The 25,906-nt window shown below is 58.6% G+C and carries 30 protein-coding genes and 1 pseudogene; 18 read left to right on the top strand and 13 right to left on the bottom strand.

Translation table 11 applies throughout. The annotated features are described in order from the left end of the window. Nucleotide 1: 1 nt before the first annotated feature. The 3 genes from KIK84_RS03300 (at nucleotide 2) to KIK84_RS03290 (ending at nucleotide 2,583) form a co-directional block, all read left to right on the top strand. On the top strand, nucleotides 2-511 hold the full coding sequence (locus tag KIK84_RS03300) for an EVE domain-containing protein (RefSeq protein WP_214121527.1): 510 nt from the start codon (nucleotides 2-4) through the stop codon (nucleotides 509-511). Next, entirely contained in the window at nucleotides 481-1,185 is a 705-nt protein-coding gene (locus KIK84_RS03295) for a helix-turn-helix transcriptional regulator (RefSeq protein WP_214121526.1), read from the top strand. The genes KIK84_RS03300 and KIK84_RS03295 overlap by 31 nt, the downstream gene beginning before the upstream one ends. 108 nt (nucleotides 1,186-1,293) lie before the next feature. Beyond that, on the top strand, nucleotides 1,294-2,583 hold the full coding sequence (locus KIK84_RS03290; protein WP_214121525.1) for an ABC transporter substrate-binding protein: 1,290 nt from the start codon (nucleotides 1,294-1,296) through the stop codon (nucleotides 2,581-2,583). A 15-nt stretch (nucleotides 2,584-2,598) separates the two neighbouring features. On the opposite strand, the gene KIK84_RS16775 is transcribed toward KIK84_RS03290, so the two are convergent. Both KIK84_RS16775 and KIK84_RS03280 read right to left on the bottom strand, forming a co-directional pair. Continuing rightward, nucleotides 2,599-2,796, bottom strand: coding sequence for a diguanylate cyclase domain-containing protein (locus KIK84_RS16775; protein WP_349815890.1), 198 nt, complete (start codon nucleotides 2,794-2,796; stop codon nucleotides 2,599-2,601). A gap of 24 nt (nucleotides 2,797-2,820) precedes the next feature. Beyond that, nucleotides 2,821-3,831: a hypothetical protein gene (locus tag KIK84_RS03280; RefSeq protein ID WP_214121524.1), complete on the bottom strand. Its 1,011-nt coding sequence runs from the start codon at nucleotides 3,829-3,831 to the stop codon at nucleotides 2,821-2,823. A gap of 100 nt (nucleotides 3,832-3,931) precedes the next feature. Here KIK84_RS03280 and upp point away from each other — a divergent pair, with 100 nt between their 5' ends. Further along, nucleotides 3,932-4,585: a uracil phosphoribosyltransferase gene (gene upp, locus KIK84_RS03275; RefSeq protein WP_214121523.1), complete on the top strand. Its 654-nt coding sequence runs from the start codon at nucleotides 3,932-3,934 to the stop codon at nucleotides 4,583-4,585. 59 nt (nucleotides 4,586-4,644) lie between these two features. Next, nucleotides 4,645-5,937, top strand: coding sequence for an amidohydrolase family protein (locus KIK84_RS03270; RefSeq protein ID WP_214121522.1), 1,293 nt, complete (start codon nucleotides 4,645-4,647; stop codon nucleotides 5,935-5,937). Here KIK84_RS03270 and KIK84_RS03265 read toward each other — a convergent pair. Further along, a complete protein-coding gene (locus KIK84_RS03265) occupies nucleotides 5,934-7,391 on the bottom strand; it encodes an aminotransferase-like domain-containing protein (protein WP_214121521.1) in 1,458 nt (485 codons plus the stop codon). The two genes, KIK84_RS03270 and KIK84_RS03265, sit on opposite strands and share 4 nt — an antisense overlap. Nucleotides 7,392-7,477: 86 nt before the next feature. On the opposite strand from KIK84_RS03265, the gene KIK84_RS03260 reads away from it, so the two are divergent. The 5 genes from KIK84_RS03260 to KIK84_RS03240 all read left to right on the top strand — a co-directional run bounded on the left by KIK84_RS03260 (nucleotide 7,478) and on the right by KIK84_RS03240 (nucleotide 11,297). Then, nucleotides 7,478-8,746, top strand: a complete 1,269-nt coding sequence (locus KIK84_RS03260) for a benzoate/H(+) symporter BenE family transporter (RefSeq protein WP_214121520.1) — start codon at nucleotides 7,478-7,480, stop codon at nucleotides 8,744-8,746. A gap of 112 nt (nucleotides 8,747-8,858) precedes the next feature. Beyond that, nucleotides 8,859-9,107: a hypothetical protein gene (locus KIK84_RS16515; RefSeq protein ID WP_250207694.1), complete on the top strand. Its 249-nt coding sequence runs from the start codon at nucleotides 8,859-8,861 to the stop codon at nucleotides 9,105-9,107. Between the two features lie 11 nt (nucleotides 9,108-9,118). Next, nucleotides 9,119-9,412 carry a helix-turn-helix domain-containing protein gene (locus KIK84_RS03250; protein WP_214121519.1) on the top strand — a complete coding sequence of 98 codons (294 nt, stop codon included), beginning with the start codon at nucleotides 9,119-9,121 and terminating at the stop codon, nucleotides 9,410-9,412. A gap of 105 nt (nucleotides 9,413-9,517) precedes the next feature. After that, nucleotides 9,518-10,060, top strand: coding sequence for a helix-turn-helix domain-containing protein (locus KIK84_RS03245; RefSeq protein WP_214121518.1), 543 nt, complete (start codon nucleotides 9,518-9,520; stop codon nucleotides 10,058-10,060). A gap of 127 nt (nucleotides 10,061-10,187) precedes the next feature. Next, nucleotides 10,188-11,297 (top strand): MFS transporter, encoded by a 1,110-nt coding sequence (locus tag KIK84_RS03240; protein WP_214121517.1) that lies wholly within the window; start codon nucleotides 10,188-10,190, stop codon nucleotides 11,295-11,297. Between the two features lie 15 nt (nucleotides 11,298-11,312). Here the strand turns inward: KIK84_RS03240 and KIK84_RS03235 are convergent, their stop codons facing one another. Genes KIK84_RS03235 through cysC form a run of 3 tightly spaced genes read right to left on the bottom strand, consistent with a single transcriptional unit; the run spans nucleotide 11,313 to nucleotide 13,967 of the window. Beyond that, nucleotides 11,313-12,368 carry a sulfotransferase family protein gene (locus KIK84_RS03235; protein WP_214121516.1) on the bottom strand — a complete coding sequence of 352 codons (1,056 nt, stop codon included), beginning with the start codon at nucleotides 12,366-12,368 and terminating at the stop codon, nucleotides 11,313-11,315. A gap of 15 nt (nucleotides 12,369-12,383) precedes the next feature. Then, entirely contained in the window at nucleotides 12,384-13,346 is a 963-nt protein-coding gene (locus KIK84_RS03230) for an acetyltransferase (protein WP_214121515.1), read from the bottom strand. A gap of 9 nt (nucleotides 13,347-13,355) precedes the next feature. Next, a complete protein-coding gene (gene cysC / locus KIK84_RS03225) occupies nucleotides 13,356-13,967 on the bottom strand; it encodes an adenylyl-sulfate kinase (protein ID WP_214121514.1) in 612 nt (203 codons plus the stop codon). Nucleotides 13,968-14,149: 182 nt separating this feature from the next. On the opposite strand from cysC, the gene KIK84_RS03220 reads away from it, so the two are divergent. From KIK84_RS03220 to KIK84_RS03210, 3 genes are read left to right on the top strand one after another with little or no spacing between them, the layout of a single operon-like run. Beyond that, complete coding sequence (locus KIK84_RS03220; RefSeq protein WP_214121513.1) at nucleotides 14,150-14,593, top strand: EVE domain-containing protein; 444 nt, start codon at nucleotides 14,150-14,152, stop codon at nucleotides 14,591-14,593. Nucleotides 14,594-14,624: 31 nt separating this feature from the next. Further along, complete coding sequence (locus KIK84_RS03215; RefSeq protein WP_214121512.1) at nucleotides 14,625-15,506, top strand: carbon-nitrogen hydrolase family protein; 882 nt, start codon at nucleotides 14,625-14,627, stop codon at nucleotides 15,504-15,506. After that, entirely contained in the window at nucleotides 15,503-16,009 is a 507-nt protein-coding gene (locus tag KIK84_RS03210) for a heme-degrading domain-containing protein (RefSeq protein WP_214121511.1), read from the top strand. Before KIK84_RS03215 ends, KIK84_RS03210 begins: the two co-directional genes overlap by 4 nt. A 64-nt stretch (nucleotides 16,010-16,073) precedes the next feature. Here the strand turns inward: KIK84_RS03210 and KIK84_RS03205 are convergent, their stop codons facing one another. Next, nucleotides 16,074-17,663, bottom strand: coding sequence for an alkaline phosphatase D family protein (locus KIK84_RS03205; RefSeq protein WP_214121510.1), 1,590 nt, complete (start codon nucleotides 17,661-17,663; stop codon nucleotides 16,074-16,076). 58 nt (nucleotides 17,664-17,721) lie between these two features. Here KIK84_RS03205 and KIK84_RS03200 point away from each other — a divergent pair, with 58 nt between their 5' ends. The 5 genes and pseudogenes from KIK84_RS03200 to KIK84_RS03185 all read left to right on the top strand — a co-directional run bounded on the left by KIK84_RS03200 (nucleotide 17,722) and on the right by KIK84_RS03185 (nucleotide 22,652). Then, nucleotides 17,722-19,527, top strand: coding sequence for an ABC transporter transmembrane domain-containing protein (locus KIK84_RS03200; protein ID WP_214121509.1), 1,806 nt, complete (start codon nucleotides 17,722-17,724; stop codon nucleotides 19,525-19,527). Nucleotides 19,528-19,586: 59 nt separating this feature from the next. Then, nucleotides 19,587-20,528: a chromate resistance protein ChrB domain-containing protein gene (locus tag KIK84_RS03195; protein ID WP_214121508.1), complete on the top strand. Its 942-nt coding sequence runs from the start codon at nucleotides 19,587-19,589 to the stop codon at nucleotides 20,526-20,528. Next, nucleotides 20,525-21,847: a chromate efflux transporter gene (gene chrA / locus KIK84_RS03190; protein ID WP_214121507.1), complete on the top strand. Its 1,323-nt coding sequence runs from the start codon at nucleotides 20,525-20,527 to the stop codon at nucleotides 21,845-21,847. The genes KIK84_RS03195 and chrA overlap by 4 nt, the downstream gene beginning before the upstream one ends. Before the next feature lie 139 nt (nucleotides 21,848-21,986). Next, nucleotides 21,987-22,148, top strand: a pseudogene (locus KIK84_RS16885) (rhodanese-like domain-containing protein); the annotation flags it as partial. 48 nt (nucleotides 22,149-22,196) lie between these two features. Further along, complete coding sequence (locus KIK84_RS03185) at nucleotides 22,197-22,652, top strand: chromate resistance protein ChrB domain-containing protein (RefSeq protein ID WP_250207741.1); 456 nt, start codon at nucleotides 22,197-22,199, stop codon at nucleotides 22,650-22,652. A 167-nt stretch (nucleotides 22,653-22,819) separates the two neighbouring features. Here the strand turns inward: KIK84_RS03185 and KIK84_RS03180 are convergent, their stop codons facing one another. The 6 genes from KIK84_RS03180 to KIK84_RS03155 all read right to left on the bottom strand — a co-directional run bounded on the left by KIK84_RS03180 (nucleotide 22,820) and on the right by KIK84_RS03155 (nucleotide 25,875). Then, nucleotides 22,820-23,161 carry a hypothetical protein gene (locus KIK84_RS03180; RefSeq protein WP_214121506.1) on the bottom strand — a complete coding sequence of 114 codons (342 nt, stop codon included), beginning with the start codon at nucleotides 23,159-23,161 and terminating at the stop codon, nucleotides 22,820-22,822. Continuing rightward, a complete protein-coding gene (locus tag KIK84_RS03175; protein ID WP_214121505.1) occupies nucleotides 23,094-23,756 on the bottom strand; it encodes a RelA/SpoT domain-containing protein in 663 nt (220 codons plus the stop codon). The genes KIK84_RS03180 and KIK84_RS03175 overlap by 68 nt, the downstream gene beginning before the upstream one ends. Before the next feature lie 84 nt (nucleotides 23,757-23,840). Then, entirely contained in the window at nucleotides 23,841-24,524 is a 684-nt protein-coding gene (locus KIK84_RS03170) for an aquaporin (RefSeq protein WP_214121504.1), read from the bottom strand. A gap of 6 nt (nucleotides 24,525-24,530) precedes the next feature. Further along, nucleotides 24,531-25,034, bottom strand: coding sequence for an arsenate reductase ArsC (locus tag KIK84_RS03165; RefSeq protein WP_214121503.1), 504 nt, complete (start codon nucleotides 25,032-25,034; stop codon nucleotides 24,531-24,533). 32 nt (nucleotides 25,035-25,066) lie between these two features. Continuing rightward, nucleotides 25,067-25,543, bottom strand: coding sequence for an ArsI/CadI family heavy metal resistance metalloenzyme (locus tag KIK84_RS03160; protein ID WP_214121502.1), 477 nt, complete (start codon nucleotides 25,541-25,543; stop codon nucleotides 25,067-25,069). A gap of 8 nt (nucleotides 25,544-25,551) precedes the next feature. Next, entirely contained in the window at nucleotides 25,552-25,875 is a 324-nt protein-coding gene (locus KIK84_RS03155; RefSeq protein WP_214121501.1) for an ArsR/SmtB family transcription factor, read from the bottom strand. Between the last annotated feature and the right edge of the window lie 31 nt (nucleotides 25,876-25,906).

Raw genomic sequence — 25,906 nt, 5'->3', positions numbered from 1 at the left:
CATGACCCAACGCCCTCCCCACAACTGGATCGCGGTGGCCTGCGCCGAGCACGCTCGCCGTGGTTGCAGAAACCCCGAGCACGGCTTTATGCAGGTGTGCCACGGCAAAGCGGCTCCACTGCGGCGCATCCATCCGGGAGACCGGGTGGTGTACTACAGCCCCACCCTCACCATGGGCGGCAAAGACCGCTGGCAACGCTTTGTCTCCGTGGGCGTTGTGCGCAGTGCAGTGCCCTATGCGTTTGACATGGGCGGCGGCTTTGTCCCCTGGCGGCACGATGTGCACTACCTGCCTGCACAGGAAGCGGCCATTGCCCCCCTCTTGCCCGAATTGGAATGGGCCGCTGATGGAGCGTGGGGTGCCAAACTGCGCTTTGGACTGCTGCACATCAGCGACCATGACATGCGCCTGATCGCTGCAGCCATGCAGGTGAGATGGGATGCGCTGCTCCATGCCTGCGTTGCGCCTAAGATGCCACCATGCGCCGTGCAGACCGACTTTTTCAGCTAGTTCAACTCATCCGAGGCCGCCGCCTGAGCACTGCTGCGTGGTTGGCACAGCGGCTGGAGGTGTCCGAGCGCACGGTCTACCGCGATGTGGCCGATCTGCAGCACCAAGGCGTACCTATACGGGGTGAAGCGGGAGTTGGTTATTGCTTGGAAAAAGGCTTTGATCTGCCACCGCTTATGTTCACCACCCACGAAGCCCAAGCCTTGGTGGCCAGTGTGCGCATGGCCAGCGCTTGGATGGACACCGACTTGGCCCAGCACGCACAAGAGGCCTTGGGCAAAGTGTTGGCGGCCCTGCCCGCGAGCTACCGCACACAAGCCGAGCAATTGGCCGTGTACGCACCACCCGTCGCGCCCAGTAGCGACCTCCAACACCTGGGTGCCTTGCGCCAAGCGGTCGCGCTGCGGCAAACCTTGCAGTTGCACTACCAAGATGCCCACAACCGCCTCAGCCAACGCACCATACGCCCGCTGGGCTGTTTTTACTGGGGGCAGGTGTGGACACTGGGCGCTTGGTGCGAGGACAAACATGCCTTTCGCAGCTTTCGCATAGACCGCATACAGCAGCTACAGGTGCTGCACGAAGCATCCCCTTACCCACACCAAGACGGCCAAACCGTTGCCGACTACGTGCGCGCCAACGCCCCTACAGGGACTTGGCAGCGTTTGCAATAAGAACCATTCCAGTACTGGGGAAAGTGCGTAGTGATTGGCACTCGCAGCGTAAGCAAACGCAGGTAATACTCCGCTGTTGATATCTTTAATCACATCAGGAGACTAACGATGCATAAGCGTTTTGTATGGGCCATTGCCAGCGCGGCCTTGCTCACCAGTTTTACCGCCGCAGCAGAAGATGTGACGCTGCGCTTTTCATGGTGGGGCGGCGGTGCACGCCATGAAGCCACACTCAAAGCGATTGCAGCATTCGAGGCCAAAAACCCCGGCATCAAAATCAAAGGCGAGTACATGGGCTTTTTTGGCTACCAAGAGCGCTTGTCCACCCAACTGGCTGGCGGCACAGAGCCAGACATCATGCAAATCAACTGGGCATGGATTCCGTCGTATTCCAAAACAGGCGATGGTTTTTTGGATTTGAATAAATACAAAAACCTGCTGGCGCTGAACCAATTCTCCGATGTGGATTTGAAAATGGGCGTGGTCAACGGCAAGCTCAACGCCCTGCCTGCATCCTTTACCGCCCGCATGATGATGTGGAATACCGCTGCATTCGCCCGCGCAGGCCTGAAAATGCCCGCAACGTGGGAAGACTTGTTTGCTGCTGGCCCCGTCATCAAACAAAAACTCGGTGACAAGGCCTATGCACTCGATGGCGAGCCTTACGACATCATTTCGCTCTCGCACACGTACGCGCACCAAAAGTTTGGCATGCCCTACGTCAGCCCGACCCAGCCCAAAGTAGCCATGAGCGATGCCGCCGCACTGGAATGGGTCAGGGCTTATAAAAAACTCATATCCAACAACGTCGCCGTGCCGCTGCCTATCCGCGTTTCTTTGGGCGGTTCAGAAAAACCCACCGAACAAATGCCAGACTGGGTAGTGGGCAACTGGGGCGGTGTCTACACCTGGGACAGCACCTTAGGCCAACGCGCCAGCACGCTGGATAAAAACCAGAAGCTCGATGTGGGGGAATTCCTCACCCTGCCGAACGCCAAGAACAGCGGCATGTTCGGCCGCCCTTCCATGGTGTTTGCCGTGAGCAAACGCACCAAAAACGGTGAAGCTGCGGCCAAGTTCCTGAACTACTTCATGACTGACCCAGAAGCCGCTGCCATCTTGGGACTGACCCGAGGCGTCCCAGCGGCTGATAGCCAATTCCGCAGCATGGTGCGCTCTGGGGCTCTGCAAGGGCCTGAGCTCAAAGCCTATTTGCAAATCAAAAAGGTAAAAGACGCAGGAAAGATCGATTTGCCCTCCCCGCTTTTTGAAAACGTGCGCTTCCAAAAATTCTTCCGCGAAGTATTCGAGACCGTGGCCTACGGCAAAGTCACTGAAGAAGAAGCAGCCAAGCGATTGGTGGAAGAAGGTAACGCACTATTGCAGCGCATCAAGTAACTGCAGTGGCTTGGCTTATGCAGACGCCCACGCCACCGTGTTACGCCCTTGCTCTTTGGCACGGTACAGGGCAGCGTCTGCTTGCTCAAGCAAGCGGTTGGCTGAACCATCCAATGTAGCGCGCAGTACAGCGCCTCCCACACTGATGGCATAAAGCACACCAAACAGCAGCACGTGCAGCCAACTAGGGCGAGGTTGTGGTGGTTGATCCACGTATATCCATCCAACGTCGTTTCTTTATTTGAGCGGCGGCACCCAACCCTGAATGACCGCAGGCATATGCGGCAGTATGCGCGATCGGCAGCTATGCCAAAACGCCGATAAGAGCAACAAACCACTGCCTATCGTGAGCGCAGTAAAGGCAAAACTCAAGCTGGGCTCTCCATACTGCTTGAATACCGCACTGAACGTGTACAGCACATAAGCCAATGCCGACACCATCAGAGCACGGCGATCTATCACCAGCGACACCACGGCCAGCACCACGTACACCGCCAGCACCAGCGCTGCGCTGGGCAGGCTCATGGCGTCACCGCTTTGCTCCAGTTTGCGCATGAGTTGCCAAAACGCCGGATGAACCAAGAGTGGCGCAGCCAGAAGATGGAGCCAGAAGGCCACATCAGAACGGCGGGTTTTGCGCAGCACATCGCGCGAATCCCACCACAAAGCCGATGCAAAGACGCATACACCTGCCAGCGAAATAAGCACCATGCTCCAGGAGTTGGTGAAGATGTGAAGCACACCATCCAGCGTTTTGAGCGCCATGAACACCATGGCAGCAGCTCCAAGCGCCACCGTGATCGGCACATAAAAGCGGCGCCAGTGCAGCCACACACCCGCCGTGAGCAACAGCATGCAAACCACCGAAGCCAGCGCATGACCAGCATCCATAACCGGGTACATGGCCATGACAAAGCCCCCCACATAAGCGCCCAAGAGCACGATGGCAGGCAAGGCCATATGGCGTTTGCGCACAAAAAACTCCGCCAGCCCCCAAGCAATCAGCGCTACCGCGCCGCCGGCGACCGACAAGGACACCCCATGCCCAATCCAGCCCACAGCGACCAACAACAAAGCACAGGCGATAACAACAAAAACGTCGTTAAAACCCGATACCAGCCGGAATTGCTCTTCATCCACCAAGGTGGTGGACTGTTGCTGAGCCATGTGGGCCCGAAACGCATCCACCGATTCTTGGGTCAGCACCCCAGCCTGAACGGCAGATTGCAAGTCTTCATTGGTGTACATCCGGTTCCCTTAGAAATTGTTGGCAGAAATTATGCTTGCGCATCCGCTACAGTTGCCCCACTACGATCCATTTGAAGCAAACACTACGAATTCATACACCATGATTGCACTGGACCCCGCCGCCCGCGCCAACACCACCGTTATCAACCACCCACTGGTGCAGCACAAGCTGACGCTGATGCGAAAAAAGGAAGCCAGCACCAACAGCTTTCGCCGCCTGCTCAATGAACTGGCCGGGCTGATGATTTACGAAGTCTGCCGCGACATGCCACTGCAAGACGTGCAGATCGAAACCCCGCTGGAAACCATGACCAGCCAAGTGATTGACGGCAAAAAACTCGTGTTTGCCAGCATCCTGCGCGCTGGCAATGGCATTTTGGACGGCATCCTCAACGTCGTGCCCGGTGCCCGCGTGGGCCATGTGGGTCTGTACCGCGACCCCAACACGCTGCAGGCGGTGGAGTACTACTTCAAGATGCCCAAAAACATGGAAGAGCGCGACGTCATCATCGTCGACCCCATGCTGGCCACCGGCAACTCGGCCGCCGCCGCCGTGGCCCGCCTGAAGCAGTGCAAGCCCAAGTCCATCAAGTTCTTGTGCCTGCTCACCTGCCCCGAGGGCATCAACACCCTGTACAAAGAGCACCCCGATGTGCCCGTATTCACCGCCGCCATCGACCGTGAGCTCAACGACCACGGCTACATCCTGCCCGGCCTAGGCGATGCGGGTGACCGCATCTTTGGGACGCAATAAAAACCACACAGCCACCACCGCACTGCCGCATCCCCCGTCACAGCCCTCCCGGAGTTGCCATGCTAGACCTACTCATCCACAACGCCACCCTGCCCGATGGCCGCACCGGCATGGGCGTGGCCGTGCAAAACGGGCGCATCGTCGAAGTGTCTGCCGCGCTTACGGCCCTGACGCATACCCAGACTCCCGCCCAAGTGGTCGATGCCCAAGGCCTGCTGCTCTCGTCCCCGTTTGTGGACGCGCACTTTCACATGGACGCCACGCTCAGCTTGGGCCTGCCGCGCCTGAACCAGAGCGGAACCCTGCTAGAAGGCATAGCACTCTGGGGCGAACTCAAACCCCACCTCACCTTTGATGCGCTGGTGGAACGTGCGCTGGCCTACTGCGACTGGGCGGTGGCACAGGGGTTGCTGGCCATTCGCAGCCATGTGGACACCAGCGACCCGAGCATGCTGGCCGTGCAAGCGCTGGTGGAAGTGAAAAAGCGCGTCGCGCCTTATCTGGACTTGCAGTTGGTCGCCTTTCCACAGGACGGCGTACTGCGCACCAAAGGTGGTGTGGACAACCTGAAAAAAGCGCTGTCACTGGGCGTGGATGTGGTGGGTGGAATCCCCCACTTTGAGAGAACCATGGCGGATGGTGCTGCCAGCGTGAAGCTGCTGTGCGAACTGGCCGCCGAGCAAGGCCGCTTGGTGGACATGCACTGCGACGAGAGCGACGACCCGCACTCCCGCCACGTAGAGACACTGGCCTATGAGACTCAGCGCTTGGGGCTGCACGGACGCGTCACGGGCAGCCACCTCACCTCCATGCACAGCATGGACAACTACTACGTGAGCAAGCTGCTGCCCCTGATGGCCGAAGCCCAGCTGTGCGTGGTGGCCAACCCGCTCATCAACATCACCCTGCAAGGCCGCCACGACAGCTACCCCAAGCGGCGCGGCATGACCCGCGTGCCCGAGATCATGGCCGCTGGCATGACGGTGGCGTTCGGCCACGACTGTGTGATGGACCCGTGGTACAGCATGGGTAGCGGCGACATGCTCGAAGTCGCCAGCATGGGCCTGCACGTAGGCCACATGACCAGCCAAGCCGCCATGCAGCAATGCTTTGACGCCGTGACCAAGAACCCCGCCCGCATCCTGCACCTGGACAGTTACGGGCTGGAAGCGGGCTGCCACGCCGACCTGGTGCTGCTCCAAGCCCGCACCCCCATAGAAGCCATCCGCCTCAAAGCCACCCGCCTCAAAGTCTGGCGCCGCGGCCAGCTAGTCGCCCAAACTCCCGCCCGCACCGCCAGTCTGCACTTGGGTGGGAGGCCGGGGCAGACGGATTTTTTGCATAGGCGCTAAACCGCCTCCCTGAGTAGCCCCCCGATAGTCGCCAGCGCCGCATCCATCGTGGGGCCAAACGGCTGGGCTACGGTCATGCGCATGCAGTGGCTGTATTTGCCACTGGCGCTGAACAGCACACCGGGGGTGAACGCGATGCCTTGGCGCACTGATTGGCGCAGGACTGCCAGCGTGTCCACCTGCGGGGCGGCTTCTACCCACAGCCACCAGTTGCCCGCATTACTGATCTGGCAATCCAGCGGAAAGTGCTGGCGCACGCTGGCCAGTACGGGCACCACATTGGCGGCCAATCTCTCACGCAGGCGGCGCAGATGCGGGGCCAGCTCGCCGGATGCCAAGTACTGCGCCAAGACCATCTGCTCCCACAGCGGGGTGACTAAGGAGTGGCTGAGCTTGAGCGCCGCGATACGGGCGTGGTAGCGCCCACCTGACACCCAGCCCAGCCGGAAGGCCGGAGCCAGACTCTTGCTGAACGAGCCGCAGTACACCACCTGCCCCAGTCGGTCCCACGCCTTCACGGGCTGGGCAGTCGGCTGGTAGGGAGACAGGTCGGCAAAGGTGTCATCCTCGACCAGCACCGTGCCAAAACGCTCTATGAGTTTGAGCAAACGGCGCTTGTGGCTGTCTGACATGGCATAGCCCAGCGGGTTTTGAAAACCGGGCATAAGCACCACGGCGCGGATGCTGCTGTTGTGCTCCAGCGCGTATTCCAAGGCCTCCAGACTCATGCCCTGGTCTTGCACACAGGGCACTTCCACCGCCTTGAGGCCCAGGCTGTCGAGCAACTGAAACAAGCCGAAGTACGCCGGTGACTCGACCGCCACCGAATCCCCCGGCTGCGTGGTCGCCCGCAGCGCGACAGCCAGTGCTTCGGTGCTGCCGTTGGTCACCAACAGGTCATCCGCTGCCAGCTCCAGCCCCTTGGCGCCCAGATACTGCACCAGCGCCTGCTTGAAGGCGGGCCAGCCCGTACCGGTGGGATAGACCCCGAGAGCATCGGGATGGCTGCGCAACAAACGCTGACCGATGCGGGCCAAGGCCTCGGTCGGGTACCACTGCGGTGCGGCGTTGGCCAGATGCAAGCCCATGTGCAGTGGCTGGGAGGTCAGCGCATACAGCTCGGCCATGCGCTCTTGCAGCGACACAAAGCGCTCAAAAGCCATGGAGGCCGGGGGTGCCAGCGTCGGCTGAGCGGCTGCGGCTGGCTGAGCGGCTGCGGCTGGCTGGGCGGTTGGCCGCGCCTTCCAGTCGGCCACATACACCCCCGACTTGGGGCGGGCATCCACCCAGCCGTGCATTTCCAGATAGCGGTAGCAGCGCACCATGGTCGATGCGCTGACGGCGAACTGCCCGCTGCCCTCGCGCACCGAGGGCATGCGCTCGCCCACACGGCGCTCGCCGCGTGCGATCTCGCCCTGTAGTTGCTGCGCCAAAGCCCGGTAACTGTGTTGCATAACACCCCCTGTTTCGCCACAACTGTACTGCATACAAGCAGTCATCTGTACTGCACATCAACGTATCTGCCCTCTACAGTGAGTGCATGACTACATCCCACACCTCCTCCTTCTCCCCGAGCACATGGCACAGCGCCGTGTCCGATGTTTTGCCCGCTGTACTCGCTGGCTTGATAGCAGTACTCATCTCGTATGCAGGGCCTTTGCTGGTCGTGCTGCAAGCCGCACAGAAAGGACACCTCAGCACCGGTCAGCTCAGCTCATGGGTATGGGCTATCTCATGGGGGGCGGGGCTATCGGGGCTGTGGCTGAGCTGGCGCTACCGCCTGCCAGTGATCTGTGCATGGAACACCCCCGGCGCCGCCCTACTGGTAACCGCACTGGCCAACATGCCCTACTCCCAAGCCATAGCCGCCTATCTCTTTGCTGCCGCAGGTATGTATGTGGTGGGCGTCACCGGCTGGTTCGAAAAGCTCATGGCCGCCATCCCCAAGAGCCTGTGCGCCGCCATGCTGGCGGGCATATTGCTGCGCTTTGGCTTGGACGTGTTTGCCACCGCCAGCCACGGCACGGGCAGCACGGTCTGGCTGATCGCTGCCATGTTTGTCTGCTACCTGCTCGCCAAACGCTGGAGCGCCCGCTACGCCGTGCCGCTCACACTGGTGGCGGGGGTGCTGCTGTATTGGTTCAATGGCATTCTGGGCGGCAGTCTAGGCAGCAGCAGCGCGGCGGGCCTGCAGTGGGCGCAGCCCGAGTGGGTCAGCCCGGAGTGGTCGCTCACCAGCATCGTGAGCTTGGGTCTTCCCCTGCTGCTGGTGGGGCTGACCGGGCAACAAGTGCCCGGCATCGCAGTGCTGCGCAGTGCCCAGTACACCCCGCCCACCAGCCAGCTCGTCAGCTTCACCGGACTGCTCAGCGTGCTGACAGCGCCATTCGGCTCGCATGGGGTCAATCTGGCGGCCATCACCGCCGCCATCTGCACCGGTCCCGAAGCCCACCACGATGCGCGCAAACGCTGGGTGGCCGGCATGGCCTGCGGCGTGTTCTACCTGCTGCTGGGCAGCGTAGCCGCCACCTTGACAGCCTGGTTTGTACTGCTGCCGCATGCACTCACGGCCACCGTGGCAGGCATCGCCCTGCTGGGCGCTATCCAAACCGGGCTGAACAACAGCCTGAGCAATGCCCTCAACACCCCCGCCGAAGCCGAGGCTGCGCTGATCACCTTTCTGGTCACCGCCACCAACACCTCCTTGCTGGGCATAGGCTCAGCCTGCTGGGGCTTGGTACTGGGGCTGCTGGCGTATGCCGTGCTGCGCAAACGCACGACAATGCGGGCATGCAGTACTGGCTCATGAAATCCGAGGCGGGTTCAAGCACGAAGTACAAGAAAATAATCCAATGGATTACAATTAAACATGCTAACCATTGCCGAACTGCGCGGAATACATTCGCCGCGCTGAAAAGCTGATGAGTGCCGCCGAACGTTTGGACATCGTCAATTACTTGGCCGCTCACCCCAAAGCAGGCGATCTGATCGAAGGCACCGGTGGTGTTCGCAAACTGCGTTGGGGACGGGGCAACGTGCACAGTGACTTGATGCCTCTGTACCTGCTTACCCTCTTCGCTAAGAACGAGCGCGCCAACATCAGCAAAGCTGAGCGCAATGAGTTAGCCGAACTGGTTGAACTGCTGGTTCAAATCTGGCTTGAATTCTGAAAGGAATATGTATGGCACGTGCATTCGATAGCATCAAGCAAGGCCTGAACGAGGCTGTTGCACACGCGAAATCAAAAGGAAGCAAGACTGAGGGCGTCAAGCTCTATCAACCACAGGCGGTAGACGTTTCCAGCCTGCGTGCGCGCTTGAGCCTAACCCAAGAACAATTTGCTGCACGCTTTGGCTTCTCGGTGGCTACCTTACGCCATTGGGAACGAGGCGACCGTTCACCTAGCGGCGCATCGCTAGTGTTGCTGAACGTCATTGATCGCAACCCAGCTGCTGTATTGCAGGCCTTGCAATAGTGCGTATGGCCAGCTCGCCGGATGCCAAGTACTGCGCCAAGACCTATTCCCGACAGCCTTGCAAGAGACCTTACGCTGCAAACAGCTCCGTCTCCACTTGAGTCTTTGCCCTCTTTCGGCAAACGTCTCAAACGGTTGCGCCGCCTGAAGTTCATTAAGCAAGAAACCGTCGCGTCTATAGCCGGGGTTAATCAGGCCACGGTATCACGCTGGGAGAGTGGGAGCATCACACCCTCGCCTGCGACCATAGCCGCGCTGTGGAAAGTACTGGCACAGGCTCCGGTGCACGATGCAGCCTTGCTGCGTCTTGTGAAACACAGCACCTTGCCTACGCATTTGATTACCGACATAGACCACCGATTGCTTGCCGCATCCCCACTTCGCCAAAAGATATGGGGCATTGCAGAAACAGATCTCTTGCACACATCGTTATGGCCATATGCGACTGAAGACATAGCCCAAGCCGAGTTGCAGCTGGAGACACATGGTTGGTGGGAACAGGATGCACCTGAACCCGTGGTGGTGAATGTTCGCACGGCTCAAACGACTGGTCTTCACATTCAGCGCAGCACCATGGTGTGGGAACGCGTATGGCTCGCCAACGGCTTACCAGCCCGCCTTTGCACCACCATTCAAAGTAACGCATAAGTTATGCGTTGACGTTCTGGCAAACGAGTCAGAACATCGGCGCATGTCCAGTGTTAATACATCCCTACCCAACAATTCACCGCCCTCCACTCATTGGTTGTGCGTCATCATCTTATGGCACTGCGGTGTGCTGGCAGCCATGCAGTTTGCCAAGGTATCTTTTGCCTTTCAGGCATTGCAAGCCACTTATGGAGCAACGCCAACCGCTATGGGCTGGATTTTGTCCACCGTCGGCTTGGTAGGTTTGGTGCTGGGGGTGACCGCAGGTTTATATGCGCCAGCCTTGGGTTATCGCCGCTTATTACTGATTGGCATGGGCTTAGGTGCGTGCATGGCACTCCTGCAATCGCTCATGCTGCCATTCCCATTGCTGTGGTTTACGCGCTTTGGGGAAGGCATTTCACAACTGGCCGTCGTGGTAGCAGCTCCCACTCTCATCATCAGACAAAGTGCTCCACAGCACCGCTCCATTGCATTGGGGCTATGGAGCACTTTTGTCGGTGTGGCATTTGCTGTAATGGCCACTATTGGCAACTGGGTGTTGACACATTTGCAGTTGAGCGGCCTGTTTATGGGACACGCTGCAGGCATGGGCTTGCTGTGGCTAGCAGTCCTTGCTTTCATCCCGAAAGATGAGGCAACCACACAAGCCAGCCCCCAATTGGCTGATGTGTTCATGCTGCATATCCGGCTATACCGCCAGTGGGCTACAGCGCTGCCTAGTCTATGCTTTTTTTGCTACACCGTCACCGCTATTGCGTTGATGACTTTTGTGCCGCAACACGTAGGAACCCATCGAAACTGGGTGGCTTTTGTAATGCCACTGATGTCTATGCTCGGAACCTTCTCTGCTGGTTGGTTAGCTCAATCGCTGATTGCACCGACACGCTTAGTGCAATTGGCTTTTAGTGGTCTGGCTGTAGCCAGCTTGGGCTTAGGAATATGCTTAGCGCAAGGCACACTCGTTGCCCCGCTGGCCGTACTGCTGATGTATGTGGTGGGGTTGGCTGGCGGCTCATCGTTCGCATTAATTCCCTACCTGTGCAAACAGTCCGATATGCAAGCACGAGCCGCTGGCGCAGTGGCACAAATGGGGAATTTGGGTTCCACCATGGGGTCACCGCTGTTTGCCCTGACCATCTCAAGCCTAGGGGCTAGCTTCCTGGTTCTGCCTGCATTCTGTTTTGCACTTCTGGGCATTGCTCTGGTACGCATAGGCACACAAGCCAACAACTGATGCACTACGCCAGACTTACGCCTTGCTCAGCAACCGCTCCTTCACCATGCGCAAATAGTTGATGCGCAATTGGCGCAAGGCGTAGTCGCGGTGGTCGTTCTTGGCCAAGTCTTCCCACGCTTTCTTGCGCTTGGCCTCGCTGCTGAGCTTGGCCTGCGCCACCATCGCATCGGTAATATCCACTTTGCCTGTGGTCATGCGCTCGTAGCCATACTGCTGCATGGCATCAGCAGCCACGGTTTCGATGATGGCGATCTCTTCCATGCTCAAGGACTTTTTGAACTTGTCCACATTGGCCGGAATAGGCGCATGCGCGTTAGAGACCCACAGCGCCGACATAGTGGCTATTTGCTGCGCCTCTTGGTTGCGGGACACATCGAGCATGTCCACCGAAAACTCCATCTGGAAGAATTCGCAAATCTTGCGCAGCACTGCTTCTTGGTTGCTGATGAAGTCTTCATAGCGCACGGTTAGCACACGCTCCGGGTACAAGGTTGCCAATGCACTGCCTTGGGCATAGCTCTTGGCCCATGTCAGGGCGTTAAGCAGCGAGTCAAAGTCGTGGATGATGGCTTTGTTCATGCTGTTGATCTGCGCGCGCGGATCGCGCACCACATTCAAGAACAGCATGTCATCAAACAACTTGATCAACTCGGTGGCGTAGTGCACGTTGTCCAAAGACTTGTCCATCACCACCTTGGCTCCGTGCTGCATACCGCACTGAAACAACAGCTCCCATACGATGCGGTGCACGCTGCGCGGTTCATCTTTGATGGCATCAAAAATCACCACCGGGTCAAACACCACTCTCGGCCACTTGACCATGCTGACAGCCTGCAAGCCGACGATATCAACCACCATCTGGAAGTACGCCACATCGTCACTCAAGTCTCCGTACAACTCCACCAAGGGCATGAAATCGACAATGTGCAAGGGATACGGCGCATAAAAGTCAGGATTGGCATTGAGGCGCAAGCGCAGCGCATGGCTACCGCAGCGGCGCAATGGGATCATCAACACGGGACGTGGCCGCGCTGGACGGGCATCGGATTGCAGAGTTGGATTGGTCATAACACTCCCTGATGGTTAGGCATGTAAAAACTGTTCTTCAAAACACGTCACAAATGCATCCAGTTGCGCCACAGGCAATTGGTTAATGCCTGCCGCGCCCGTGCGACCACCACCGCTAGGGAAGCGCAGACACAAAACATCAGCACCATGGGGGCGACTGATAGGCGCACGCACACTCACGGTGTAGCATCCGCTGGAGTTGGGGGTTAGCACTGCATGGGCTCTTGCGGGCCGGGCTGTGGCCAAACGGTTGGCATACACACCACTGACGCGGCGACTCCACGCCGCATCGGGCAGCACAAAAACAGCGCCTGCATCGCTGGCATGCCAGGGCTTGGTGGTGTCAGTCAGTGCAATGTCATTGGCAAACCCTGTGGCCAAGCGCGCAAAAGCCTTGGACTCGTGGGCAAACACCAGTGGATTGGCATAGGGTTTGAGCTCCGTATACAGCGCTGCTGGATGAAAGTGCAAATCCTCCAAACTGTCGCCATAGCCGTTGTAGTTCAGGCATTCCCCCACATGCGCCAAGGTGGCAATCTGCGTTGCACTCAGCTTGGCACGGTCTGCCAAGGCACGTGCGCCGTCCTGCAAGTTGTCACCAAACGCCGCCGCAATGGCCCACAAGTGGTATGCACCGCCAAGGTATTGATCCACCAGCAAACTGGTACATACCGCAGCATCGGTATTGATATGGGCATGCAGCCCTGGGTGCTGCGGTATTTCACCAGCATGGTGGTGGTCAAAATACTCCAGCACAGCGCCTGCTTGCAGCAAGCGCAGCACATCAGCACGGTTGCTGTGCAGCGAAATATCGAGCACCGTGATGCGATCTCCTGCCGCTGCCAACACCCGGTCGAGCAACAGCACATCGCGCTTAACCCCCGTTACAAGCTCGGCTGCTTGTGGCTGGGCCAGACGCAACTGATGCAGTGCACAAATGCCGTCTGCATCGCCATTGAACACGTCGAACTGGCGCATCAAGGCAGCCTAGTGCTGGACAAAATACGGCTCTGTCACTTGCCACAAATAAGCCACACTCTCATCAATAGAGAGACGGTGCGTATCGAGTACCAAGTCGGGTTGCAAGGGTTCTTCAAACGGCGCCGAAACGCCTGTGAAGTTGGGAATTTCGCCAGCACGCGCCTTTTTGTACAAGCCTTTGGGGTCTCGCTCTTCGCACACATGGAGCGAGGTGGACACATAGACCTCAATGAACTGATCGGCCCCCACAATCTCGCGGGCCATCGCCCGGTCTGCTCTGTAAGGCGCCACGAAGGATGCGATGACCAGCATGCCCGCCTCGTTGAGTAGCTTGCACACCTCGGCAGCACGCCGGATGTTCTCTGAGCGATCACCGGGGGAAAACCCGAGGTTTTTGCACAAACCTTGGCGCAGGTTATCGCCATCAATCACAAACACCGCATGGCCTGCATGGATGAGCTGTCGCTCAAACTCCCTGGCTATGGTGGACTTGCCTGCCCCACTAAGACCAGTTAGCCATAAAGTTGCCGGTTTTTGGCTGAAAAACTCATTTCTTTCTTGCGAACTCACACTGGAGGCACACCAAGTGAGGTTCGTCGCGCAGTCACTCCCATTCATTGTTCACACCTTTCTTGTTGTTTGACACTGCGATATCAACGTCGGCAGAACCTAAGTACGAAAAAATCATAAACTTAGTAAGAAACGTTATAACAGGCAAATACGGCTTTGCCAAGAACATTTGTGCCAAATGCAAAAGCACCGCAATAGGCCGCATACTTTTGCCTATGCAGTACTGGCTCATGAAATCCGAACCCAGCGATGTGTCGATAGACGACGCGCTGGCAGCCCCCAACGTGACCGTCGCCTGGACGGGTGTGCGCAACTACCAAGCCCGCAACTTCATGCGCGATGCCATGCAGGTGGGCGATGGCGTTTTGTTCTACCACTCCAGCTGCGCGCAGCCCGGCATAGCGGGGCTGGCACGGGTGGTGTCGGGCGTTCGACCCGACCCCACGCAGTTCGACCCCGCTTCGCCCTACTACGACCCCAAAAGCCCACCCGACAAGCCACGCTGGCTGCTGCTGGACGTGCAAGTTGAACGCAAGACGCGCCTGCTAGCGCTGCCCGAACTGCGCGCCGACCCTGCGCTGGCTGACTTGCTGGTGCTGCAGCGCGGTAACCGCCTGTCCATCACGCCCGTAGAGCCACGGCACTGGCAGCACGTCTTGGCACTCTTGGCCTAAATGGTCAAATCGCTTGGCTATAGTGCTGGGCATGAGCACCTTCACCCTGGCGGCAGCGCAAAGCTGCTCCGTACCACTGGACATCGCCGCCAATGTGCAGCACCACCTGCAACTGATTCACGCCGCCGCCCAGCATGGGGTGCAGTGGTTGGTGTTTCCCGAGCTATCGCTCACTGGCTACGAGCTGCCCCACTTAGCCGCCTTGGCCAAGCCACCCCATGAATGGTTGGACGAGGACTTGTTGCCGCTGCAACAAGCGGCGCAGCAACTGGGCATGTCCATTACCGTGGGGCTGCCAGTGCAACTGGCGGGCCTTAACAAACCCTGCATTGCCGCCCTCACCCTGCACCCGCACGCTGCTCCATCGCTCTACTGCAAGCAATACCTGCATGGCAGCGAACGGGAGTTCGCCGCCTCCCCCACCCTAGATGGCACAGCACCCGCTGCACACGTGCAAAGACTGCTGGCATCTTCACAGAGCAGCAACCCAGCCACGGTGTCGCTGCCCATCGCCTCGGCCATCTGCTTTGACAGCAACCAAGCCGCCCATGCCCAGGCCGCCGCCCACGCGGGAGCGCAGGTCTACGCGGCGGGTGTGTTGGTGTCCCCCCAAAGCTACGCAGCCGACGCTGCGCTGTGGCAGCAGGCCGCCCAAGCCAACCGCCTGTGTGTGCTCATTGCCAACCATGGCGCGCCATCTGGCCCTTATGCCAGCGCCGGACGCAGTGCCTGCTGGGCCCCAGATGGCACACTCTTGGGTGAAGTAGCCGGGCTAGGCACTGCGCTGTTGGTGGTTCAAATAACACCCCCATTAGAGAACAAATCAGCCTCTATAGCGCATGGATACTGCTACACCAGCTATCAAATTGATAGCAAATTTAACCAACCCACCTTTTACAAGGACACACCATGAGCACCATCAATATCGAAGCCGACCTGCAACAACTGGCCGTACAAGACAAACTGCTGCAACTGAGCGCGTTTGACCAAACCACCGCCTGGAAGTTGGGCAACCGCATCAAAGAACTGGCCGAAGCCGACGGCGTAGCCTTGGCTATTTGCGTGCGTTTGGGCAAAGACACCGTGTTTTATTACGCCATGCCCGGCACCGGCCCGCTCAACGCCGACTGGATCCGCCGCAAGCACAACACGGCTGAATTGTTCCAAAGCAGCTCCTACGCTGTGGGCCTGCGCTTCCAGCGCGAAGGCACTACGCTGGAAGCCAAGCAAGGTCTGCCTGTGCGCGACTACACCCAAAACGGCGGCTGCGTGCCTATTCGCGTCAAGGGCGTGGGCATGGTGGGATCGGCCACGGTGTCGGGCATCTTCCACCGCGACGACCACGGCATGGTGGTGCGCGCCTTGGCCGAACTGGCAGGCCTGCCACTGGAACAAGTGGCACTGGCTCCGCTGTAAACAAGCCACATAGGGTCACATGGGGCCGCACCGGCCCCAGACACCTCACCCCCTCGCGTCCACCTCAGGCGCTGCGGTGCGGGTGCAGCACTTGGGTGTAGAGCGATGCGCCCTGCATGTCTTTGAGGGTGACCGTCATGGCATGCGTTTTGGCGTCAATGTCCACTTGCCCGAAGAACTGCATACCTTGCGCTGGCGAGGTGTTGGGCGCATCGGGCACTTTTTGGTACTTGACCTGAATGCCAAAGGTTTTGTCCAGCAAGTTGGGGCCGAAGGTTCCCGCATTGAGCGGCCCCGACACGAACTCCCAAAACGGCAAAAAGTCCTGAAACTGCGCTTGGTTGGGATCGTAGTAATGGGCGGCGGTGTAGTGCACATCGGCGGTCAACCACACCACGTTGCGGATATTGGCACGCTTGATCTCACGCAGCAGGCGTGCCATTTCTATCTCGCGGCCCAGTGGTTTGCCGTTGTCGCCATTGGCAATCGCCTCCCATTTGTCATTGCCCATGGCGTCTTTGCCATCGGGCACTTGCAGGCCTATGGGCATGTCCGCCGCAATCACCTTCCACACGGCTTTGGACTTTTTCAAACCTTCGATCAGCCACTGCACCTGTGGGTGACCCAAAAATGCGGAATCCTCGCTCTCTTCGTCTTGCAAGTTGGTACTGTTGGCACCGCGGTAGCTGCGCATATCGAGCACGAACAAATCCATCAACGGGCCTTGGGGCAGGTGGCGGTAGACACGCTCGGACTCGGCCACACCGTAGGTGCGCATGGGGGCGTATTCGTGAAATGCCTTGGTCGCCCGTGCCACCAAGAGCGGCACATTTTTTTCGGTGTAACGCTTGTCGGCGGACAGGTCTTTGGAGTCCGACCAGTTGTTGGTCACCTCGTGGTCATCCCACTGCCAGATTTGCGGAATCTCTGCGGCCATGCGGCGGATGTTGGCATCCATCAAGTTGTAGCGGTAGCGGCCCCGAAATTCGTTCAGCGACTCGGCCACCTTGCTGACCTCCTCCGTCACCACATTGCGCCACATGCTGCCATCGGGTAGCTTCACTTGCTCACTCATGGGGCCATCGGCATAGATGTTGTCCCCGCTGTGCAAGAAAAAGTCGCACCCCGTTTGGCGAATTTGCTCGTAAATGCGCATGCCGCCCAAGGACTCGTTGATACCCCAGCCTTGGCCTGCGGTATCGCCGCTCCAAGTAAAGCGCACATTGCGCACGGCCTTGGTATGGCTGGCTTGCGGCAGGCGCAAATGCCCGCTCATGCTTTCAGAAAACACGCGCTCGTTGTGCAAGTCTTGCAGCATGACACGGTAAAAAATCTCTTGCCCGGCGGGCAATCCGGTCAAATCCAGCTTGCCCGTGAAGTCCGTCATGTCCAGCAAATAGGGGCCGCGCACGCGCTGCATATTGCGCATGCTAGGCGTGGTGGACCACTCCACCCACATACGGGCTGGGCGGTCGCTGCGCGCCCACAGCATGGCGGACTGGGCTTGGGCATCGCCACTTTGAATGCCCGATGGAAACTGCGGGCGCATGGCCTCACGGGTAATGACAGCAGGCGCTTGCTGCGCCAGCGCCCAGTGGGATTGGCCTATAACCGGCCCCAGCAATGAGGCACCCAAGAAATGACGGCGTTGCATACAGGTTTCTCCTATTGGTCAAAACCATTTCATTGAAACAACGCAAAATGTCAGCTACATGACCAATACATCCCCCCCTGCCGCTTCGGCAAAAACCCCACGCGCACTCAGTGGCTTGTTGCCGTTTTTGCGGCCTTATCGCGGGCGCATCGCATGGGCGCTGATTGCGTTGGTGCTGGCCGCCATTGCCACCCTGTGCTTTCCGATGGCCATGCGCCAATTGATAGACCAAGGCCTAGCCCCAGCAGGCGCTGCCCCTGACCCGGTAGCCACGGGCGCCAAATTGGTGGCTCTGCGCGACTACTTTGGCTTGCTCTTTGTCGTGGCTGCTGCCTTGGGTATTTTTTCAGCCGTGCGCTTTTACCTCATGAGCTGGTTGGGCGAACGCGTCACAGCCGATGTGCGCAACGCCGTTTACAGCCATGTACTCGAGCAAAGCCCCGCTTTCTTTGAAACCACCCAAACCGGTGAAGTGCTCTCGCGCCTGACCACCGACACGACGCTGGTGCAAACCGTGGTGGGTTCGTCCTTTTCCATGGGGCTGCGCAGCGCCGTGATGGGCTTGGGTGCCTTGGCCATGTTGGTATGGACCAACCCACTCATCATGGCCCAAGTGTTGGGCGTGCTGGTGCTGGTGGTGCTACCCAGCGTGTGGTTTGGCCGCCGTGTGCAGCGCTTGTCACGCGCCAGCCAAGACCGCGTGGCCGACTCCAGCGCCATCGCTGCGGAGGTGCTCAACGCCATTCCCGTGGTGCAGGGTTACACCGCAGAGCAGCGCGAATCGCAGCGCTTCATCCAATCTACCAACAATGCTTTTGCCACCGCCCGCCGCCGTGTGGCAGCCCGCTCGGGCTTGATGGCGTTCATCATCATCGCCACTTCCGCTGCACTTTTGTGGGGCCTGTACGAAGGCACGCAAGCCGTGCTGGCCGGGCAAATCAGCGCCGGGCATATGGGCGAAACAGTGGTGTACGTCATCATGCTGGCCAGCTCCTTCGCTGTGCTCAGCGAGGTGTATGGCGACTTGCTGCGTGCTGCTGGTGCCAGCGAACGCCTGATGGAGCTGCTGCACACGCGCTCCTCTATCGAATCGCCCGCGCAGGCCCAACCGCTGCCTGCCAGCAACAGCGCCAGCCGGGTGGTGTTTGAGGGCATTACTTTTCACTACCCATCCCGCCCCAGCCAAGCATCGCTGAGCGATTTTTCTCTCACGCTGGAACCCGGCCAAACCGTGGCGCTGGTAGGCCCCAGCGGCGCGGGCAAAAGCACGGTGCTGCAACTGCTGCTGCGCTTTTACGATCCGCAGCAGGGCCAAGTGCTGCTGGACGGTGTGCCGCTGCCCCGTGCCAACCTGCACGCCCTGCGCGAACGCATGGCACTGGTGCCACAAGAGGCGGTCATCTTCTCCAGCAGCGCGCTGGAAAACATCCGCTACGGCCGCCCCAGCGCCAGCGATGAGGAGGTGTATAGCGCCGCCCGCGCCGCCTTTGCCGATGACTTCATCCGTGCACTGCCAGAGGGCTATGGCACCTTCTTGGGCGAACGTGGCGTGCGCCTGTCTGGCGGCCAGCGCCAGCGCATCGCCATTGCGCGGGCCATGCTCAAAAACGCGCCCCTGCTGCTGCTGGACGAAGCCACCAGCGCGCTGGACGCCGAAAGCGAACGCATGGTGCAAGCCGCGCTAGAAAGCGCCATGCGCGACCGCACCACGCTCGTCATCGCCCACCGCTTGGCCACCGTGCAAAAAGCCGACCGCATCGTCGTCATGGACGCTGGCCGCATCGTCGAAACCGGCACCCACGCCGAGTTGGTGGCTGCTGGCGGGCTGTATGCACGGCTGGCGGCGCTGCAGTTCAAACAGTGAGAGATCATCGCGCAGTCATTTATTTGAATTAACATCTACATTAATGTAGAGTTAGCTTCATGAATGAATGGCTAACCATCATCACCACCCTGCCGACTGAAAATGCCACCTTGCGCCAACGCGCTTGGCGTGCGCTCAAGGCCTCTGGTGCGGCTGTGCTGCGTGATGGGGTGTACCTCATGCCTGAGCGTCCCGATTGCCGCACCACGCTGGAGAATTTGGCGGCCGATGTGCGTGAAGGCGGTGGAGCAGCGCATGTCCTTCGGGTAGAAAGCCCCGACGCAACAAGCTTTGTTAGCCTGTTTGATCGCAGCCATGAGTTTGCCACGCTGCTTAACGAGACAGCCCTCATCCAGCAAACACTATCGGCTGACACCGCGCAAGACGCCTTGCGAAAAGCCAGGAAGCTGCGCAAGTCATTCAGTGCGCTGGCGGAGATTGACTTTTTTCCCGGTGAAGCGCAAAGACAGACCCACAGTGCGCTCAGTGCGTTGGAATTGGCCTGTGCACGCACTTTGTCGCCCGACGAGCCTGAAGTCACGCAGGGAACGCTGGTTCGCTATCGTCCCTCGGACTTTCAAGGGCGCATGTGGGCCACACGCCAGCGCCCTTGGGTGGATAGGCTCGCCAGTGCATGGCTGATCCGCCGCTTCATCGACCCGCAAGCACGCTTGCTCTGGCTGGCAAAGCCTGCGGACTGTCCATCCGAAGCACTCAGCTTTGACTTTGATGGCGCAAGGTTCACGCACGTTGGCAGCCGCGTCACCTTCGAGGTGTTGATGGCAAGTTTCGGCTTAGAACAAGCTGGGCTCAACCGCCTCGGTTTGTTGGTGCACTACCTCGATGTAGGGGGTGTCCAGCCCCCCGAAGCAGCGGGCATCGAAAGCGTGCTGGCCGGAATGCGCGAAAGCATCACCGATGACGACCAGTTGCTGGCGGCCGCTTCCAGCATCTTTGACGGCTTGTTAGCCAGCTTCGATAAAGGAACACAAACCCCATGACCCCATCCGTTGGTTTTTGGCAGGCATTCAGATTCTGGCTAAAGCTAGGCTTTATCAGCTTTGGCGGGCCAGCTGGGCAAATTTCAATCATGCATCAGGAGCTGGTTGAAAATCGGCGCTGGATCTCCGAAAAGCGTTTCCTGCATGCACTCAATTACTGCATGGTGCTTCCGGGCCCCGAGGCCCAGCAATTGGCTACCTACATTGGCTGGCTGATGCATAGAACTTGGGGGGGTATCGTGGCCGGCGCTCTATTCGTACTGCCATCGTTGCTGATTCTGATGGCCCTCTCTTGGGTCTACATTGCTTTTGGCGAGATGCCCCTGGTGGCTGGCCTGTTCTACGGCATCAAGCCTGCTGTAACCGCCATCGTGGTGCAAGCGGCCCATCGCATTGGCTCGCGCGCCCTCAAAAACAATTGGCTTTGGGGGATCGCTGCGGCTTCGTTCATGGCCATTTTTGCGGCCAACCTTCCCTTTCCCGTGATCGTCGCAGCCGCTGCGCTGATCGGCTATATCGGTGGGCGGATCGCGCCCCACAAGTTCAAGACGGGCGGTGGGCATGGACAAAGCGACAAGCACTACGGCCCGGCACTGATTGATGACGATACGCCAACACCTGCACACGCCCGGTTCCATGGGGGTCGTCTGCTTCAAGTGGCGGTGATTGGATCTTTGCTGTGGTTTGTGCCGATGGGCATGCTGACTCTCGTGTACGGGTGGAACCACACACTGACGCAGATGGGATGGTTCTTCACCAAGGCCGCGTTGCTGACTTTTGGTGGAGCCTATGCTGTGCTGCCCTATGTGTACCAAGGTGCAGTAGGCCAGTATGGCTGGTTGACAGCAACGCAAATGATTGATGGCTTGGCACTGGGTGAAACAACACCTGGGCCTTTGATCATGGTGGTGGCTTTCGTTGGCTTTGTCGGAGGCTACGTCAAAGCCTTTTTTGGCCCGGATGCATTGTTCCTTGCAGGTGCAATCGCGGCCAGCATCGTGACATGGTTCACCTTCCTGCCATCGTTTTTGTTCATTTTGGCGGGAGGCCCCTTGGTGGAAAGCACCCACAACGATCTCAAATTTACCGCTCCGTTAACGGCCATTACTGCCGCCGTCGTAGGCGTGATTCTGAATTTAGCCTTATTTTTTGCTTACCACGTTCTCTGGCCAACAGGGTTTGGTGGCCGGTTTGATGGTGTATCTGCCTTGATTGCACTGGGTGCGGCGATTGCGCTGTTGAAGTTCAAACGCAACGTGATTCACGTCATTGCCGTGTGTGCGGCAGTTGGACTACTGGTCAAATTTTTCAGCCAATAAGGAGGGGACGTTGAACACAATCACTGCTATCGACTTAAGCAAGCTATTGCTGTCAGCAAATCCACCCCGGTTACTGGATGTGCGGCGAAAAGTAGCGCGTAGCAACAGTGGTCTCGAAATTACGTCACCTTTGGGCACGATGTGGTGCGATCCAGAACACTGGCTGGATTGGAAAGACACGATTGAGCGCACTGACTCTTGGGTGCTTTACTGCGCTCATGGGCATGAGATAAGCCAAGCGCTCACAGCCGCTTTGTGCGCAATGGGGGTCAAGGCTGTCTATTTGGAGGGGGGCATAGCACAGTGGCAGCGCGATCAGCTGCCCACGCATGTCCTCACAGCTTCATCGCTGTGGATTACACGCGAACACCCGAAGATTGACCGTATTGCGTGTCCGTGGTTGGTAGCGCGTTTTATCGACCCCAAAGCGGAATTTCTCTATGTGCCACCGAGTGATGTAGTACGCATTGCAGAGGAGACAGGAGCGATTCCGTATGACATTGGCGGCGTAGAGCTATCACACGTCGGCGAGTTGTGCAGCTTCGATGCCTTCCTGAGCAAATACCAACTGGATGACCCCGCACTGCAACAAATGGCCGTGATCGTGCGCGGGGCAGACACTGCTCGCCTCGACCTCGCTCCCCAATCTGCAGGGCTTTATGCGCTGTCGCTGGGACTGTCACAAAATTTCGCTGACGATCATGAAATGCTGCGACATGGCATGGTCATGTACGACGCGCTCTATGCGTGGTGCCAACACTGCCAACAGGAAACACACAACTGGCCACCCATTTCGCCCCAGTGAAGCGGATGGACAAACGCAGGTCAGCGGTGTTCTGCGCAAAGAGCCCGGTTCAACCCCACAGCCAGCACCGCCGCCACGCCGAACTGGTAGCTGCTGGCGGGCTGTATGCACGGCTGGCAGCGCTGCAGTTCAAGCAGTAGCTTATGAGTAACGGCTATAGGAACGATTCACTTTTTTTTCATCAGATAAATCGCCAACCCTATGAGTCCAACAGCCAGCAAAGCCTCTGCTGCATTGCCTTTGTTCTCCACAGGCGAAACCGGAAAATAGCGCCCATGGGTTCGTTTTAAGTCTTCGATGGAGTTGGCTTCAAAAACCACCACCTCCATTTCAGGGCGCTGGGCATGAAAGTGCTCCTGCTCTTTTTGCAGGCAGGCATGCTGTGCCTCAACATAGTCATGAAACTCGGTACAGCTAGTTTTTTTGCTGGTGCGATCGTGTTCAATTAGAAAGTACATCGTTAATCGCTTTCTGTATTTGCTGCTGATACCCTTCAAAAGATACTTCATGAGCGTGCAGGTCAATTGCAGCAAAGCGCTCCGCCAAACTTTGCAATTGACTCATCTGTTCTTGCTCTTGATCGCTGCCACCATACTTAAGCGTATTTTTCTCATCGGACAAACCTTCAACCGTGTTGGCCCACACGTCCTGTGCATAAGTCCGTAGCTGTATCTCGTAAAACTTTTGGCCTGTTTTGGCGATGATGTGGGTAGCCCGATAACCATGGGCATGCCTCTCTTTGCGCTCAATCTTCCATTGATGCGGTTCAAATGCGCTAGTGAGCAAACCGCCGATACTATCTGCCATCTGACTGCCGCCCTCAATCACAATCCGACAGCCCGCAATATCCTGCATTTGCGGCAGACGTAACTGAGGCAGGCGGCAGAGCTTATCAACTATAGACTGCTGGGTTTTGCGCTTGCGTTTGGTGCTCGTCCAACCCATGGTGGATGCAAGCGTGCTTTGAATTAGCTGATAGGCCAGTTCATCAATTTCACTATAGGTTTGGCGAAACACGTCAAGCATAGCCAAGTCATCTTCGCTGAAATCACCGCTGCGAAGTCTATCGCCCAGTTGTGTAATCTGGCTATTGCTCAGTGTCATGCGATTGTCCCGCGCATCTAAACCAATGGTGTGATTATCACCCCACCCTTAGCACACACCACTTATTTGCTAGCTAGCTGAACACTAGCCAGCCTTGTGATGCCCCAGTAAGCGGTTCAACCCCACTGCCAGCACCGCCCCTACACACTGCGCCAGCACAAAACCGGGCACGCTGGCCGGGGCTATGCCGGCAAAGCTGTCGCTGAACATGCGCCCCCACGCCGCAGCGGGGTTGGCAAACGAGGTGGACGCTGTGAACCAATACGCAGCGCCAATATAGGCTGCCACCAAAGACGACGCCCTGCCTGCGGGCGCGCGCAAAATGACCAGCAACAGCCCGGCGGTGGCCACCACCTCGGCCAGCCATTGCGCTGGGCCGCTGCGCAGCTTGGCAGAGAGCTGCAGCAGGGGCAGATCAAACATGGCATGCGCCAGCCACGCCCCCAGTAGCGCGCCCACTAGCTGGGCAGCCACATATGCCAGTGCATCGCGCCAAGACAGTTCGGCACGCCAGGCCATGACGGCACTCACCACAGGGTTGAAGTGCGCGCCGCTGATGGGGCCCAGCACCTCGATGAGCACGTACAGCCCGCCCACCGTCGCGGCGGTGTTGGCCAGCAGCGCAATGGCTACGTTACCGCCCGCCAAATGCTCGGCCATGATGCCCGAGCCAATCACCACCGCCAGCAGCACGGCGGTGCCCAGCAGCTCGGCCAGCCAGCGTTGGGACAAGGTGGGATGCGCCGAGGTTCGCGTGGATGTCGTCATGGCGGCTTAGCTCCGGGCAATTTGTTGCAGTACCGCTTGCAGCTGTGCTTTGTCCATGCTGTGCAGGGGCAAGGCCAGCAGTTGCAGCATGCGGTAGCCGATGGCTTGGCGCGTCAGTTCAAAGGCGCGGCGCTTGCCTTCGTCCCCACCCTCGGCGTTGGACGGGTCGGGGTAGCCCCAGTGCACTTTCACGGGCTGGCCGTTGCCACCAAAGAACACCGGGCAGGCCTCTGCTGCCGCGCTGTCGCACACGGTGATGACTATGGACAGCGGTGGTGCCTCGGGCGTGGTGAATTCGTCCCAGCTTTTGGAGCGGTAGGCGCTGGTGTCCACTCCGGCGTTGGCAAGGGCTTCGAGTGCAAAGGGATTGAGCCGCCCGCTGGGTGCGCTGCCTGCGCTATGGGCTTTCACGTCCTGGCCCAGTTGCTGAGCTAGGTGGTTGAGCATGCCTTCGGCCAGCACACTGCGCGCGGAGTTGTGGGTGCAGAGAATAAGTACGTGGGTGGTCATAGCAATACATCGAGGCGTCTAGAGCAACTGGATTAGCAGCAGGCAGAATTGGCTGCATTCACCGCGATACCTATGGGTTTGCCACGTGGTGTGCAGCAAGCGGAAGTTGCTTGGGGTTTGGCTTGTGGACTGGCCTCACTGAACATGGGCACTGAGCCCAGCGTGTGGAAATGCTCCCAGGCTACGCCCTGCGGGTCGGTCACCCAGTGCTTTTCGCTGCGGGCGTAGCAGCAGGTGGTTTCGCCTTCGTCGGTCAAGGCCAACTCGGCTTGCTCCGCACGGGCTTTGAGTTCTGCCAGTTCGCTGGCGTCATCTACCTGAATACCCAAGTGATCCAAACCCGGCGCACCACCCCGGGTGGAGATCGCGAAATTGACCGGAGGGTCTTGCAACATCCATTTGGCATAGTCGCCCTCCACGCGGGCAGGCTGTGCAGCAAACAACTTGGAATAAAAGGCGATGCTGGCATCGAGGTTTTCGACGCGCATGTGGATATGGAAACGCTTCATAGTTGCTCCTAGCAGTGACAAGGATTGGGGGCTGCCGCGCCACAGGACTGGCCTTGGCAGCAGTTTTCTGTCAGGTATGCCAGCAATTCATTCATGGCGGTGAATTCAGCGCGGTAGCGCAAATTGCGTCCTTGGCGCTCTTGGGCAATGAGGCCTGCATTCATCAGCTCTTTTAGGTGAAAAGACAAGCCTGTGGCTGGCACGCCCAGAGACTCGGCCATGTCGCCGGGGGTCAAGCCCTGCTCGCCCGCCACGACCAAAGCCCGAAACACGTCCAGCCGAACGTCTTGGGCCAAAGCGGCCAGTGCGCGAATGGTGGTTTTCTTATCCATAATTCAATTATAGTTGAATTATTTGATAATT

The organism is Curvibacter sp. CHRR-16 (assembly GCF_018474005.1).
Taxonomy (GTDB): domain Bacteria; phylum Pseudomonadota; class Gammaproteobacteria; order Burkholderiales; family Burkholderiaceae_C; genus Allorhodoferax.
This window is presented reverse-complemented; position numbering and strand designations above follow the sequence as displayed.